This window comes from Micromonospora luteifusca, assembly GCF_016907275.1.
In the GTDB taxonomy this organism is placed as follows: domain Bacteria; phylum Actinomycetota; class Actinomycetes; order Mycobacteriales; family Micromonosporaceae; genus Micromonospora; species Micromonospora luteifusca.
In genome coordinates this window covers 476,630-491,389 of sequence record NZ_JAFBBP010000001.1, presented here as the reverse complement: position 1 = coordinate 491,389, position 14,760 = coordinate 476,630, and the positions used below count along the sequence as shown (strand labels likewise).

Annotated in this window: 10 protein-coding genes; 6 read left to right on the top strand and 4 right to left on the bottom strand. The window is 70.6% G+C overall.

Features of this window, described 5'->3' with window-relative positions; translation table 11 throughout:
- Positions 1–12: 12 nt before the first annotated feature.
- The gene (locus JOD64_RS33380; protein ID WP_204940634.1) at positions 13–1,221 is read right to left on the bottom strand and encodes a chitosanase; all 1,209 of its coding nucleotides are present in this window, start codon (positions 1,219–1,221) and stop codon (positions 13–15) included.
- Between the two features lie 268 nt (positions 1,222–1,489).
- Here JOD64_RS33380 and JOD64_RS02135 point away from each other — a divergent pair, with 268 nt between their 5' ends.
- The 3 genes from JOD64_RS02135 to JOD64_RS02125 all read left to right on the top strand — a co-directional run bounded on the left by JOD64_RS02135 (position 1,490) and on the right by JOD64_RS02125 (position 3,520).
- Positions 1,490–2,089, top strand: a complete 600-nt coding sequence (locus tag JOD64_RS02135; RefSeq protein WP_204940633.1) for an RNA polymerase sigma factor — start codon at positions 1,490–1,492, stop codon at positions 2,087–2,089.
- Complete coding sequence (locus tag JOD64_RS02130) at positions 2,086–2,799, top strand: hypothetical protein (RefSeq protein ID WP_204940632.1); 714 nt, start codon at positions 2,086–2,088, stop codon at positions 2,797–2,799. Before JOD64_RS02135 ends, JOD64_RS02130 begins: the two co-directional genes overlap by 4 nt.
- 112 nt (positions 2,800–2,911) lie before the next feature.
- Positions 2,912–3,520 (top strand): hypothetical protein, encoded by a 609-nt coding sequence (locus JOD64_RS02125; protein WP_204940631.1) that lies wholly within the window; start codon positions 2,912–2,914, stop codon positions 3,518–3,520.
- 46 nt (positions 3,521–3,566) lie between these two features.
- Here JOD64_RS02125 and JOD64_RS02120 read toward each other — a convergent pair whose 3' ends face one another.
- The gene (locus tag JOD64_RS02120; RefSeq protein WP_204940630.1) at positions 3,567–5,192 is read right to left on the bottom strand and encodes a glycoside hydrolase family 43 protein; all 1,626 of its coding nucleotides are present in this window, start codon (positions 5,190–5,192) and stop codon (positions 3,567–3,569) included.
- Positions 5,193–5,497: 305 nt separating this feature from the next.
- On the opposite strand from JOD64_RS02120, the gene JOD64_RS02115 reads away from it, so the two are divergent.
- Positions 5,498–6,529: a LacI family DNA-binding transcriptional regulator gene (locus tag JOD64_RS02115; RefSeq protein ID WP_204940629.1), complete on the top strand. Its 1,032-nt coding sequence runs from the start codon at positions 5,498–5,500 to the stop codon at positions 6,527–6,529.
- Between the two features lie 6 nt (positions 6,530–6,535).
- On the opposite strand, the gene JOD64_RS02110 is transcribed toward JOD64_RS02115, so the two are convergent.
- Entirely contained in the window at positions 6,536–7,243 is a 708-nt protein-coding gene (locus tag JOD64_RS02110) for a SanA/YdcF family protein (protein ID WP_204940628.1), read from the bottom strand.
- Between the two features lie 208 nt (positions 7,244–7,451).
- Here JOD64_RS02110 and JOD64_RS33680 point away from each other — a divergent pair, with 208 nt between their 5' ends.
- Both JOD64_RS33680 and JOD64_RS02100 read left to right on the top strand, forming a co-directional pair.
- Complete coding sequence (locus JOD64_RS33680) at positions 7,452–8,540, top strand: effector-associated domain 2-containing protein (RefSeq protein ID WP_204940627.1); 1,089 nt, start codon at positions 7,452–7,454, stop codon at positions 8,538–8,540.
- 353 nt (positions 8,541–8,893) lie between these two features.
- Positions 8,894–10,759, top strand: a complete 1,866-nt coding sequence (locus JOD64_RS02100) for an HEXXH motif domain-containing protein (RefSeq protein ID WP_204940626.1) — start codon at positions 8,894–8,896, stop codon at positions 10,757–10,759.
- 24 nt (positions 10,760–10,783) lie between these two features.
- Here the strand turns inward: JOD64_RS02100 and fxsT are convergent, their stop codons facing one another.
- Complete coding sequence (gene fxsT, locus JOD64_RS02095; RefSeq protein ID WP_204940625.1) at positions 10,784–14,641, bottom strand: FxSxx-COOH system tetratricopeptide repeat protein; 3,858 nt, start codon at positions 14,639–14,641, stop codon at positions 10,784–10,786.
- Between the last annotated feature and the right edge of the window lie 119 nt (positions 14,642–14,760).

Here is a 14,760-nt window from a genome sequence, read left to right as displayed (position 1 = left end):
CTGAGCTCTGGGCTAGCCGATGCGGAACTGTTGGCCGTAGACGGCGAACGCCAGCGGAGTGTTCAGGTTGAAGTTGCCGTTGTTGAGGAACACCCGCTGGGCCGTGTCGACGCGGGAGGTGTCCGAGTGGGCCTCCTCCTTCTTCATCTCGATGACCCGCTCGTCGAGGAAGGCGTTGAGCCAGGTCCGCTCGTCGCCACCCTGCGCTGGGGGCTTGGCCCGACTCAGGGCGCGGTTGCGGATCTGGCGCATGCCCTCGTACCCGTGCATGACCGCCGCGTCGTAGTAGGCGAACTGGCCGAGCGCCCGGACCTGGTCGTTCTTGCCGTCGCGTACCGATGGGTTGAAGTAGACCCGGTCCCGTTCGGCCTCCTGCGCGGCCCGGAACACCGAGTCGTTGGCCGCGGCCCGCCAGTCGCGGGGGAAGTTGGGGTCGAGGCCCGCGTGCGAGGGGGTGCCGTTGACGGCGCGCAGCGCCGGCAGGTACGCGGCCAGCACGTTGCCCGGCTTGGTGCGCGTGTACGCCTCGACCAGTTCGAGCATGTCACCGGTGCCGGAGCAGAAGCCGATGATGCCGGCCGTGTAGCCCCGACCGTCGCCGATGTCTTCGATGTAGGAGAACTGCGCGCGCCAGTCGAGCGACGAGTTTTCGGCCGCCGAGACGAGCTGCATGGCGACGTCCTTCTTCGCCGGGTCGTCGAGGTTGGTCCCGGTGGGGGTGGTGGGCGTGGGGGTGGAGGTGCCACCGCCGGGCAGGGTCCACCGCTGGTTGGTGGTGCCGCCGCAGGTCCAGATCTGCAACCGGGCGCCGTTCGCGGTGCTCCGGTCGGTGACGTCGAGGCACTTGCCGGAGCCGGTGTTGACGAGCGCGCCGTTGCTGGCGGTCCACTTCTGCGCGGCGGTGTTGTTGCAGTCGTACAGCTGCACCTTGGCCCCGTTGGCGGTCGACGCTGCGGTGACGTCGAGGCACTTGCCGAGCGCGCGGATCGAGGTGTCGGTGTTGCCGACCGTCCAGGTCTGGGCCGCGCTGCCGTTGCAGTCGTAGAGCTGGACCGGCGTGCCGTTGGCCGGGTTGGCCCCGGCGACGTCGATGCACTTGCCGCCGAGGCCGGTGATCGGGCCGGCTGTCGCGGCGCTCGCCGACGGCAGGCCGTAGCCGACAGCGGCGACGCCGATCAGCAGGGTGCCCACCACGTAGGCGGCTCTTCTCTTGTGAACCATGGTGTTCCTCGGGGAAGGGGCGGCGTGCCGCCGGCCGGTCGGTGGCCCGGCGCGGCGGTTCGGCCCCGGCGGGCACCGCGAGCATCAGGAAACTGTATTAACAGATACCAGTACGTCGATGTGTCGTCAATCGGTGACCGCGAGGCGTGACGGCACCTGTTCATCCCGTCGTTGGCGGGACGTGCCTGCCGGTGGCTATCGTCGGGCCGTAACTGATCAACGGGCCGGTCCGTCGGAACCAGCGCCGCCCGACGGACAGAAAATGGTCATGGAGTCGAGTCTGCGTGCTCGGGTACGAGCCGGTGATCCCGGTGCGTTCGCCGAGCTCTTCGACCAGTACGCGCGCTCGGTGTACAACCACGCGTTCCGGCTCACTGCCGACTGGGCCACGGCGGAGGACGTCATGGCGGCCACCTACCTGCAGGCCTGGCGCTCCCGGGAGCGGGTCGGTGAGGAGGGCGGGTCGCTGCGGCCCTGGTTGCTCGGCATCGCCACCAACGAGGCCCGCAACCACATCCGCAGCAACCGCCGATACCGCAGGGCGGCCGCCGCACTGCTCGCCTCCGACGTCACCCTGCCCGATCACGCCGACGAGGTCGCCGGACGGCTCGACGACAGCCGACGCATCGCCGCCGCGATCGACGCGTTGACCCGGCTGCGCCGGCCCGAGCGTGAGGTGCTGACGTTGTGCCTGTGGGAGGGCCTCGACTACGAGGCGGCGGCGCAGGCGCTCGGTGTGCCCGTCGGCACCGTCCGGTCCCGGCTGTCGCGAGCCCGCGCCCGGCTTCGTACCCTCGTCGACGCCCCGCCGCGCGCCCCGCGCCCGCGGGTCGTGGACCCCTCGCTCGTGCGGGAGGGCAGCCAGTGAGCACGCCGGACCCATCCGAGTGGGCGGAACTCGCCCCACATCCCGGTGACCACAACCTGCCGGCGGGCCGGCACGAGCTGCACCGGAGCCGCCTGCTGGCGGCGATCGCGCAGGAGACGCGTACCCGAAAGCCGGCCCGCGCTGCTCTGCGGCCCGCACTCGCGGTCGCGGTCCTGGTCCTGGTCGTGGCGGGTGTCGGAGTCGGGCTCGCCACCACGTCCGGCGACGAACCGTCGGCGGCGCTCCCGTCACCCGCGGCGAGCAGCCCGGCCGCGCGGCCCGCGCCGCCCGGCGCGGTCGGCAAGATGCGGGCGTACGGCACGGTGCGCCAACTCACCGACACGGCCGACCTGGTGGTTCGCGGCGAGGTGGTGTCGGTGACCGATGGGCGGGCCGTCTACCGGGTGGCCGAGGTGCTCTACCGCGCGCCGGACGCCCCGGTGTCCACCGAGATCACCCTGGTGGCGGATTCGGCCGGGAGGCCCGGCCAGCCGACCGTCCTCTACCTGGCGCTCAGCGACCCGGAGGCGCACGGCTACGCCCCGCTCAGCGGTGATTTCGGGATCTTCGACATCGCCGGGGACAGGGTCACCAGCCGGTCACCGAGCAGGTCGGTGACCGGGCTGCGCACCGAGGACGCCGCCTCGGCGGGTCGCGGGTTCGTGACCACGCTGGCGGAGCTTCGTCACGTCGCGCGAGAGCGGGGCTGAAGCCGGAAAAAAGATGGAACTCGGTGCCCGGACCGCACAGATAGATGGCGTAAGCAGTGCCACGTTCCGGGCGCGACGACCCGGGGCGGCACCGAGACGCAAGGAGCGTTCCATGGCAGTCGACCTTCGCCGTACCCAGCCTCTGTGGGCCACGGCCGCCGCCGTGCTCGCCGTGGCGGCGTTGTCCGCCTGCGGCAGCGCCGGCGCCGCCGACCCGGTCGCCGCACCCGCCACGAGCAGCGCCGCAGCGCCGACCACCGCCGCGCCCCCGCCGATCAAGGGCAAGCTGCGCGGGTACGGCACCGTGCGGCAGCTCAGCGAAACCGCGGACCTGGTTGTACGCGGAGAGGTCGAGGCGGCCGGGTTCCGGGTCGACGAGGTGCTGCGCGCGGCGACCGGATCGTCCGTGCGGGCCGGGGCGCGGATCACGCTCGCCAGCCTCGACGGCGGTGTGGCGGACATGGCGCACATGTCCAAGCTCGAGACGGGGCAGGTCGTGGTGCTCTACCTCGCCCAGGACCCGGCGGCCTCGGCGTTCCGGACGCTCAGTGGCGACTTCGGCGTGTTCGACGTGACCGGATCCGGCGACGACGCGGTTGCGGCAACCCGGTCGCAGGCGATGGCCGTCAGTGGCCTGCTCGCCGAGGACCCGGCGGCGTCCGGCCACGGCTTCCGCACCACCCTCGGCCAGTTGCGCACCGTCGCCGCCCAGGTCAGGTAGCACGGTGAGAACGCGGACGGCACCGGCCCGGGTGCCGTCCGCGTGGTCAGTGCTCCCGGTAGGTGGCCAGGTCGAAGTCGGCGTACACGCCGTCGCCGCCGAGATCCTGCACCCACAGGCCGACGAACGCCCCGGTGAAGCCCCAGGCCGCCGGTTCGCCGTCGATGATCAGCGCGGCGTGTTCATCGGACAGGATGGTCGCGTCCAGGTCGACCGGTAGCCGCTGCCAACCAGCCCCGAGGTCGTACTCGAAGCGCACCACCGGCCCGTCGAACACGGTCCGCAGACCGACCCGGGTGACACCGCTGACGTCCACGCTCAGATCGGGGTACGGGGTGCGCCGCCCGTTGTCGGAGCTGAGCAGCTCCAGCACCGCCCGCCCGTCGTCGGCACGGGTCAGGTAGAGGTGGTGCCAGTTGAGGGTGTTGTAGTAGGCGGTGATCCCGGCGAGCTGACGGTGGTCGGCCGGGTTGAACTCCACCACGGTCTCCAGCGAGCAGTGCGTCGCTTCGACGCGTCGCGCGACCAGGCTGGGGGCCTGCCGACCGACCGGCGACTGTCCTCCATGGACGCGCAGGTGCGACGGGCGGGACCGCAGGTCGATCCAGTCCGGGGTGGCCGGCCGGCGCAGCGTCGACCAGCACAGACCCAGCTCGGCGGCGTCGAAGTCGTCGGTCGCGGGCTCCGCCGGCCACGGGTGCGCGGGCAGATCGGGTGCGACGACCTCGTCTGCTGGCACCCCTCCGGCGATCAGGGGCCAACCATCCGACGGCCACTCGACCCGCTGGATCGCGGTCTCCCGGCCCAGCACGCAACTGCCCAGCGGTGAGTAGGGGCGGCCCACCAGGTGGGCCAGATACCACTCGCCGCCCTGGGTACGAACCAGGCTGCCGTGACCGGCCTTCTGCAAGCGCAGGTCGGGCCGGCCGACGGAGCTGAGCAGCGGCCCGTCCGGGTCCACCTCGTACGGCCCGAACAGCTCCCGGGACCGCGCCACGGTGACCTGATGCTCCCAGCTGGTGCCGCCCTCGGCGGTGATCAGCCAGTACCAGCCGTCGTGGCGGTACAGGTGCGGGCCCTCGGTGACCCCGACCGGTGTGCCGGTGAACAGGAGGCGGGGCCGGCCGACCAGGCGGCGCGCGGCGCGGTCGTACTGCTGGATCTCGATGCCGCCGAAGCGGTCCCGGCCGGGTCGCCAGTCCGCGCTCATGCTCAGCAGCCAACTGGTGCCGTCGTCGTCGTGGAACAGTGCGGCATCGAAGCCGCGCCCGTGCAGTTTCACCGGATCCGACCAGGGGCCGGCGATGTCTTCGGCCGTGACCAGGAAGTTCTGTGGGTCCCAGTAGCCGCTGGCGAAGCTGGCCACGTCGCTGTAGACGAGATGGAACTGACCGTCGTGGTAGGTGAGGTCGGGTGCCCACACCCCGTTGGAATCGCCGCAGCCGCGCAGGTCGAGCAGGCGGCGGTCGGTGATGATCCCGCCCAGGGTGCGCCAGTTGACGAGATCTCGCGAATGGTGCACGCGCACGCCTGGGTACCACTCGAAGGTCGAGGTGGCCAGGTAGTAGTCGTCGCCGACACGCAGGATCGACGGATCCGGGTGGAACCCGGCGAGGACGGGATTGCGGATCGACCGGGCAGCGGTCGCCACGTTAGCCATGTCGGTCGACACGAGGGCTCCTCCGTGCGGCGTTCGGAATTTCCGGAAAATTGCGGCTCAGGATCGCTGGAAGTGCTGCCTACGCTAGCCGGTCTTTTCGCAATAGGACAGAGGTCTTGACCGTTGCGGCAGCAGCTCGTAGCGTGCCGGCCATCGATCGGTATTACCACCGACACATTGAAAGTTCCGGAGATACACGTTCGCACCTTGCCGGTTCCTCCGGCGTCCGAGCACCCCCGTGAGCCCCGACGGGATGGATCAGGACGCCGCACCACCGCGAGCAGACCTGAAGCTTCCAGCACGACGAAGGGGGGACCGTGGGCGCCGAGAACGGCCGAAACGTCACCATCGCGATGATCGCAAGGCTGGCCGGTGTCTCCGTGCCCACGGTTTCCCGGGTCATCAACGGCCGCTCAGACGTCGCCCCCGACACCCGGGAACGAGTCGAGGCCCTGCTCAACCGGCACGGCTACCGCCGGCGGTCACCGGCCCGGCGCACCGACGCCGCCCTCATCGACCTGGTCTTCAACGACCTGGACAGTCCGTGGGCGGTGGAGATCATCCGCGGGGTGGAGGACGTCGGTCAGACCAGCGGCGTCGGCACCGTCGTGTCGGCCATCCACTGGCGTATCTCCTCGGCCAAGCAGTGGCTCGACAACATGCGTACGCGCTCCACCGAGGGCGTCATCTTCGTGACCTCGATGGTGAACCCACCGCTGCAGGCCGAGCTGCGCAGGCTCCACCTGCCGGTGGTCATCATCGACCCCGCCGGCGTCGATCCGCAGGAATCACCCACCATCGGCGCCACCAACTGGGCGGGCAGCCTGAGCGCCAACCAGTACCTGATCAGCCTCGGCCACCGCCGCATCGGCTTCATCGCCGGCCCACCGCATCTGATGTGCAGCCGGGCCCGGACGGACGGCTACCGGGCTGCCCTCGGCGCCGCCGACATTCCCATCGACGACGCCCTCATCCGCCCCGGCAACTTCTATCACGAGTCCGGTTTCAGCGCGGGTACGCAGTTGCTGGCCCTGCCCGACCCGCCCACCGCCATCTTCGCCTCCAGCGACCAGATGGCGCTCGGCGTCTATGAGGCGGTCCGCAAACGCGGCCTACGGGTACCCGACGACATCAGCGTGGTCGGCTTCGACGACCTGCCCGAGGTCCGGTGGTGCTCCCCACCGCTGACCACCGTCCGTCAACCCCTGGCCGAGATGGGCATGTTGGCCGCACGGACCGTGTTGCGCCTCGCCGGTGGCGAGAAGACCGAAAGCCCCCGGGTCGAGCTGGCCACCGAACTCATCGTGCGCGACAGCGCGGCACCACCCCGGCAGCCGTCAGCGTCGTGACCGCCGTCAGGCGGCGCGGAGGGCATCGTCGACACCCGTCTCCCGGCGGCCGAGGTGCGCCGGGTCCCGAGCGGAGAGCAGGTCCAGCGCGGCCTTCAGGCAAGCGCCGTTCTCGCGGGACGAGCTGACCCGCCACGTCTGGGCGTAGCGCCTCGCGGTCTCGTCACCCACCCCGCTGGCATCGATGCCGAGACGCCTGCACAGTGCCACGGCGCGGGGGAGGTGGAAGGACTGGGTGACCACGGTCGCGCGTCGCACCCCGAAGATGCGCTCAGCCCGCGCGCACGAGTCGTACGTGTCGAAACCGGCGTGGTCGAGCACCACCTTGCGCGCCGGTACGCCCCGGTCCACCAGCCAGCCCTGCATCGCGGCGGGCTCGTTGTAGTCCGCGTTCATGTTGTCACCGGACACCAGGATCGCCCGCACCTTGCCGCCCACGAACAGCCGTCGCGCGATCTCCAGTCGGGCCGCGAGGAACGGCGACGGGGAGCCGTCCGCGTCCACCTTGGTCCCGAGCACCAGGGCGACCGGCGCATCCGGCACGGCAGCCTCGCTGTAGATGTGGCCGTCCGCCGCGTCGCGAATCCACCGCACGCTGGCCAGCGTGCCGCCGGTCAACAGCACCGCACCAACCACCAACGCGACGAGCGTACGGCGAACGAACGGCCGGCGCCGCGCGTACCACCGCCTGAGCGCACCGAATCGTCCCCGCATGCCCGTGAGACTAATCGGGCTGCGATCACGATGGTTGGCTCCCCGCCTCGCGACGGGTGGCGGACGCGACGAGGTCCGCTCGACTGGTCCGGAGCGGGACGCGGACACCACCGCAGGGCATGATGACCGGATGCCTTACGACTCGCTCCGTCGCACGTCCGTGACGGGGTGAGTTGTGGGCCCCAGCCATGATCCCAGAGATGTCCACGTGGTCGGCGTCGGTATCGACAGGTACGCGGCCGGGAGCGACTGGAGTCTGGTCGGGCCGGTCGACGACGCCATCCGGTTCGCCCGCCGGTTTGTCGCCAGCGGGGTGCCGCCGGAGCAGGTGACGTTGCTTCTGGCGCCCGATCCTGATCCGAGCGCCGTCCCGCCGGGCGTCGTTGTGCGCTCCGCAGACCGCGCAGCCGTACGGGACGTGCTGCTCCGGGAGCTGCCGACCCGACGCCAATCCACCCTCTACGTGATCTGGGGCGGCCACGGCTACGTCGATACCGGCCGGCACCGGCGGCTCTACTATGCCGACGCCACCACCACCGACGCGGGCGCACTCGACCTGGATTCTATGCTGGCCACGTTCGCCTCCGACCTGGTGGAGTCCTTCGACCGCCAGTTGTGGATCGTCGACGCGTGCCAGTTGCACGACCGCTCCCACGCGGTGGGCACCCCCGGCAACGAGACCTTCCCCGCTGGGGCACCGGCCGCTGGCCGGATACAGGACGTGCTGTTCGCCGCTGGGCTCGGTCAGGCCGCCGCCAACCTGCGGGTACGGCGCACCGGGCTGTTCAGCCGGGAGGTGCTGCGGCTGCTGGAAGCCGACGACATGGATTGGCTCGGTGACCCGGCTCGGCTGGTGGCGGCGCTGCGGGAGCGGTTCACCGAGTTGCGGGCGAGTGGGCTCACCGGGCAGACACCCACCTACCTCTGGTACCGCAACGCGCTCGGCGACGAAGGCCTCGTTCTCGGCCGGGCCCAGGCGGGGCAGTCGGTGCCGCCGGCTTCGGCAGCCCCGCCACCGGCCCTGCTGGCTCCCCTCGTGGATGCTCTGCTGGCGATACCGGAGTTCCTGCGGCCCAGCGACCGGGAGGAGATCCTGTCTCTGCTGCGGGGCCACGTGTACGCCGCGATCCGTCGCAGTAGCGCGGCGCGGGTGGACGCCATCAGTGTCGTCCGGACCTGTCTGCGGTACCCGGGCGCCCTGGCGGAACTCGTGGAGGCGGTTCGCTTCTTCGCCAGTGACGACGCCGCGATGGCCCGCGTGGAGGATGGCGCCGACCGGCTGGCTTCGTACACCTGACTCCCACGGCAAGTCGTCCATAGCGGACACCGTCACCGCCTAATCGGGGTTGCGGTGGACGTCGCTCGATGTGACGCTTTCGTTGCGCTCCAGGCATAAGCGATGATGGAGCTACTGAGTGCCATCGTCGGAAGGGTTGCCGTTCATGGAGGAAGGCCTCGCCGGTATCGAGTCGGAATTGCTCGATTTGTCGACGGTGGACATTGGGTCCTTGCCATCCGTCGACCGCACCGGCATGACTGCGGCCATCTCGCGGGTGCGGGAGAGAGTTGCCGATTCGGGGGGCAGTATCAGCGGCTACAACGGCTCCTTCCCGAGTCGGATACGGCCTACGGGGCCGGAATCGGAGGACCATGTCGTGTGATTCCGTGTCGGTGGGCCCGACGTACCTTGATCCCGAGCACTTCCATGCCCTTGCCAGTGGTGCTGGCGACGAACGGACCATCACGGCGCTCTGGCGGTCCGAGCGCAGTTGGCGGCTGATCGTGCTGCGGGCGCTCCTGGACAGTTGCGCCGCGCGGCCCGACGCCACTGGTCCGCTCGCTTCGGTCGCCGACGCCTGGCAGCTCCTGGCTGAGGCGCATGCTGCTGATCCAGCCGTCACCGAGGATGTCCTTGCCCAGCCGCAGGTAGGCATCTGGGCCGCGCACACCTTGCGTCGGCTGCACGGTGATCCCGACCCCTCCCTCCCGCTGTGGTTGGACGTCGGATACCTGCACGCGCTGGCGGCGGCGAGCGCCGTACGGGCGGGCCTGTCCTTCGACCTCGACATCCCGGCGCGAGAGGGTGTGGCCGTGTTACCCACCGTGGGGGCCGCCTCGATCCTGCCGGACGTCCTGGTCGTCCGGGCGCGGGCCCGTGCCGGGCAGGTCGAGCTGGTGAGCGCCGCCCAGACGATCCGTTGTGTGGCCGCCGACCCCAACTGGCATGCGCCGATCATCGTCGAGGTCCATGCGGACGGCGTCGAGCTCCGAGTCGAGCTGCACGATCGTGACGTGTACCGCGACCTGCGGGGCCCTTCGGCGCCCGAGCCGCTGTCGGCGCCCGAGATCGTTCGTTGGCGCGCGCTTCTCGCCCGAGCCTGGGAGCTGCTGGTCAGTCAGCAGCGCGACCGGGCCCAGGCGATCGCGGAGACGTTGCGGAGCGTGGTACCGGTGCCGCGTCGGGCCCGTTTCCGGCAACTGTCCGCATCCGGTGCCGAGGCCTTTGGTGGTGTGCTGCTCTCCGAGCCCGACGACGCGGCACAACTGGCCGTCACCCTGGTGCACGAGTCGCAGCACCACAAGCTCGGTGCGCTGTCCCATCTGCTCACCCTCGTCGAGGGCGGCGGCGACATCCGCTACTACGCCCCCTGGCGGGACGACCCCAGACCCCTTGCCGGCCTCCTCCAAGGCGCGTACGCGTTCGTCGGCATCACCCAGTTCTGGCGGTCCCACCGACACCACGCACCGTCCGGCGAGCGGGCCGCTGCGGACTTCGAGTTCGCACTGTGGCGACGGCAGACCCTCGGCGTCCTGCGGGTGCTGGCGGCGTCCGGCCGGTTGACCGGGCACGGCCAGCGGTTCGTCGACACCCTGCACACGGAGCTGAAGGCGTGCCAGGAGGACCAGGTTCCCGCCGCCGCGCTCGACGCGGCGTGCGCCGTCGCCGCCGATCACCGCGCGATGTGGCGGGGCCACAACGTACGTGTCGACCCAGCCGACCGGGAGGCCCTGGCGGCAGCCTGGGAGCGCCGTGACCCGACAGCGAAGGCAGTCGTCGGTCTCACGGTGCTGGCGGCGCCACCGGAGGGCCTGCTCGACGCCCGAGCCGTGCTCCGGAGGTACCTACTGGTCGATCCGGCCGCTTTTGGCCGACTGCGCGCCGCACCGGACGACGTCGGGGCCACGGTGGCGGGCACCACCGCGGCCGACCTCGCCCTGGTAGCCGGTGACCTGGAGCGGGCGCGCGCTGGTTACCTCGATGAGCTGCACGAGGACGTGTCCAGCGTGCACGGCTGGGTGGGTCTCGGCCTCACCCAGCTCGACCGTCCCGCCGACCCGGTGACGCGAGCCCTGCTGGGCTGCCCGGAACTCGTTCTCGCCGTCGTTGACGGGCTGCGGTCGCGGGGCCACCGGACGGCCGTCCCGGACCCGATCGAGCTGGCCACCTGGGTCGGCCGTCTGGTCACCGGCCGCGTTCTCGACCCGGTCGACCCGGCGGGTTGGCTGGCCGCCTGACCCCGCCGGGTCGACCGTGCGCCGCTACAGGGGCAGCGGGTCGATGTCGCAGTTGGCCCGGACGCCGGCGCCGATCGCCGCGACCGCCGGGTGGCGTACGCCGAGGGTCTGCCGCAGTTGCTCTAGACCCTTGTCGAACAGCATGCTCGCCTCCGCCTCACGGCCGAGGTCGCGCAGATCCATGGCGAGGTTGAGCGCACACACGAGCGTGGTGGGGTGACTGCTGCCGAGCACCTGTCGGCACAGCGCGAGCGTGTCCAGGTCGAGCGCGTGGGCTTCGGCGTACTCGCCCAGCTCATAGTGATCGCTCGCCAGGTTGACCCGGGCGGCCAGCACCAGCGCGTGCGACTCGCCGAGCCGGCTGGTCAGCCGTTGCAGGGCCGTCTGGTTGAGATCCCGGGCCTGGGCGCACTCGCCCAGCAGCCGGAGTGTCACCGCCAGGTCCACCTGTGCGCCGGCGGTGTGCGGGTGGTGCTCGCCGTACAGCCGGCGCAGCCCCTCCACCGCGATTTCCGCCGCCTCCCGCGCGGCGCGCAGGTCTCCGCTCAGCCGCTGGTCGATGGAGACCGTCAGCCTGGCGAGCACCGTGTCCGGGTGGTTGTCGCCATAGCGGGTCCGGAACCGGCGTAGCACGTCACTGGACAGGTCCAGGGCATCATGGTGGTGACCGGCCTTGCGCCGGAAGCTCGCCAACATGTGGCTCTGCCGAAGCAGGTCGGGGTGGTCGTCGTACCTCAGCATGCGACGGGCGGTCGCGACGACGTTCTCCTGGTTGGCGTGCGCCGCCACGTAGTCGCCGAGTTCGCGGCGGTCGAGGTTGATCCCGCCAAAGGTGCTGAGGCTGTCCGGGTGGTCGGTGCCGTAGATCTGCACCAGGCGCTGGTAGGTCTGGTCGTCGAGCTGGAGGGCGCGTCCGAAGAGACCGGACAGCCGCATGCTCACCGCGAGGTTGTGCGCGGCGCGCAGGGTGAACGGCTCCTCCTCACCGAAGTTCTGTTTTGCCTGCTCGTAGACGATGAGCGAGCGATCGAGCGCGCCCGCGAAATCACCGGCGACGCGGTGGTCGGCGGCCACGGCGCCGATGGCGTCCAGGGTCTCCTCACGGTCTTCGCCGAGGGTCTGCCGGTACAGCTCGAGCGTCCGGGCGTTCAGCGGTGCCGCGGCGGCGTAGTCACCGACGACGAAGTGCATGAAGCCGAGCCAGCTCGCCATCCGAAGGCTGTCCGGGTCGGCGCCGTCCGAGCCGGTGGTCCACGCCGTCCACGCCCGCTGCGAGAGATCACGGGCGCCATGGTGGTCACCCCAGCGCCAGAGGTACTTCGCCTCGTTCAGCACCATGTCCCGCACGAGCTCGTTCGAGCACCACTCGGCCCCCGAGGCGACGATGTGCGGGTACAGCTCGGCGTACCGCGGCCAGTGCTCGGCATCGTCGGGCTGATCGGGGTCGTTGCCGGCGAGCAGCATGTGAGCACCGTGTCGCATCGCCTCCCGGTCATCCGGGTCCATCTGGTTGATCAGAACGCGTTGCACGAGGCGGTGCATCTGGAACGAGTTCGTCCGGTGGTCGATCCGGGCCAGCGACAGTCGGCCGATCGTGCGGATCGCCCGGTTGAGGCGGATCGGGTTGCGGACGAGCGGATCGAGGTCGGGGTGGATGCGCAGCGCACGCGGTTTCGAGAGCAGCACCTTGCCGATCGGCTCGGAGGCGAAGTACGAACACACCTGCAGCAGCCGGAGCGCCGAGCGATCCTGCTCGCGCAGCCAGTTGAGCGACACGTTCCACGCCGCGGCGACGAGCTCGGGGTAATCCTGCTGCGACGTCGTCTCGTCATCGAGCACCGGACGACTGGCGTTGAGCAGTTCGAGGTACTCGTCGGTCGGCATCTTCGTCTCAGCGCGCCACGCCGCTGCCTGCTCCATGGCCAACGGGAGGTCGCCCAGGGCGGCGGCGAGCCGGTCCGCGTCGGTGACGGGCAGGTCCGGGCCTCGACGACGGAGCAGTTCGATGCTCTCCTGGCGCTCGAACACGTCGACCGCGAGGCTGTTCGCGATCTCCCGCCACTCGCCGTTGCGGGACGTGACCACGATGCTTCCCGGGCCGCCCTTCGGGAAGAACCGCTCCACGTCCATCGGATCCTCGGCGTTGTCGAAGATCAGCAGCCAGTTCGAGTGCGGACGGCCCACGCGCAGGGCCTCCAGCACAGCTGGCACGGCCGTGTTTGCCGTCGACGGCACCGGCAGGTTCAAGCGCGCCGCCAGGTCCACCAGCGCGGACTGGATCTGGGCCGGGCGCTCGGCCGGGATCCACCAGATGAGGTCGAAGTCCTGCTGGTGCAGGTAGACATATTCAATGACGAGTTGCGACTTGCCGACACCGCCAGCGCCGTGCACCGCCTCGGGCAGCACGGCGGTGGTGCCGGCGCGCAGGCGTTGATGCAGTGCGTCGAGCAGGTCACGTCGGCCGGTGAAGTTCGTGTTCCGTAAGGGCAGGTTGCCGACGACTGCTGGTAACTGGCCGTCGAGCCGCTGCGCGGCCGGCAGGTCGCGGGCCGACAGGGTCGGGGGGGTGCCCGACTCGACGTCCAGCATGGTGTGTGGCGCAGTGCCGAGCGGTGCCGCCGAGTCCGGCGATTTCACTGTGTCAGACATTCCGGACTCCATGGTCCTGTGAGCGGTTACGGAAGTGGGCTCCAGTACTCGACGTACCTGCCGTGGAATGGGTGAGCCGAGCGCCTGGCCCAGCCGCGCGGCCGCGACGAGGTTCGGCCCGCCCAATGAGAGGTGAACAGCCAACTCGACCCGCAGATAGGGTTCTGCGGCCGGGGTGACGCGCTCGTACGACGTGTGGCGCGGATCCTTGATGCGAAGGGTCAGGTTGCGCACCGCCTCGACGTCGTGCGCCAGCTCGTACTCCACGACGTGCTGGACCTCGACGGTTCGGTCGCGGTACCCGAGCGTGAGGAGCCGCTCGCGGACGCCGTGCGCGAATTCGTACCTGATGCGGGTGTCGCTCGTCGGCGCGGCCCGGTGCAGGACGGGCCGCACCAGATCGCTCGTCAGCACCTCGGTCAGCTGCGCCGGCCCCGCGCGCACCACCGTCTTCAACAGGGCGCGGACCACCCGGGCGTTGAGCGGAGCGGCCGCCAAACGGGTCGCGAGGGCGAACGATGACGGCGACACGGTGGCCCGGAAGCGGGCGACAACTTCGTGTGCGGTCGGTGTCCGGCTCACCGGGCGGGCGATCTCACCGTCGGGCGGCAAGAGCAACGCGGGCAGTCGTACGTCACCGGTTGGCGGTTCGGCCAGCAGACGGCTCCACTGCTGCAACCAGTCGGTGCCGCGCTCGATGACCGGGACCGCCGTCAGCCGGGAGTCGTCCTGCTCGTCGGTGGGGCGAAGGTCCAGTCCGCTTACCCGCCATGACCACCGGTGCGTCACTGAACCCAGGGCGTCCGGGCTCCAGGCCACCTCGGTCGTCTCCATCCGTCGCTCGCGCCACCGCTGCTGGGGCAGCAGGTTGACCACGGCAGTCGTCATGCTGGCGGCCCACGAGACGAGGACGGGTTGGACCAGGCCGCCGCGCCAGGCGTCAGAGCCGCCATGGGTCAGCAGGAAGACGACGCGCTGCCCGGCCGGATCGATCAGAGCCGAGGGCGCGCTGGGAGCGCTGTCGGTGCCGTCAATCACCACGAGTGCGCCGTCGTCCACGGCCAGCCGCCAGACCTCGACCGAGCTGAAGCCCCGTTGGGCGCGCAGCACCGCGACATAGGTGGCGATCTCGTCGGCCCAGAACTCCATCACCGGGTCGTCGTCGACGACCACCACAAGATCCCGGCGGTGGCGCGTCGGATCGAGCCCCAACCCGTCGGCGGGACGCGTCACGGAGTCGACGGTCGAAGGCAGCGACTGGTTCATCACGGCACCGTCGTCGATACGGTCCGCGGCAGCGGCACCGGGCGGTACCCGTTGATGGCGCGTGTGCCTGGCCGGTCTGTGCGCCG

Bases quoted from the DNA above. Each gene is read 5' to 3' on its own strand.
- JOD64_RS02110 (WP_204940628.1), bottom strand. From the start codon at position 7,243: ATGCGGGGACGATTCGGTGCGCTCAGGCGGTGGTACGCGCGGCGCCGG.
- JOD64_RS02100 (WP_204940626.1), top strand. From the start codon at position 8,894: ATGTCGTGTGATTCCGTGTCGGTGGGCCCGACGTACCTTGATCCCGAG.
- JOD64_RS33380 (WP_204940634.1), bottom strand. From the start codon at position 1,221: ATGGTTCACAAGAGAAGAGCCGCCTACGTGGTGGGCACCCTGCTGATC.
- JOD64_RS02125 (WP_204940631.1), top strand. From the start codon at position 2,912: ATGGCAGTCGACCTTCGCCGTACCCAGCCTCTGTGGGCCACGGCCGCC.
- JOD64_RS02135 (WP_204940633.1), top strand. From the start codon at position 1,490: ATGGAGTCGAGTCTGCGTGCTCGGGTACGAGCCGGTGATCCCGGTGCG.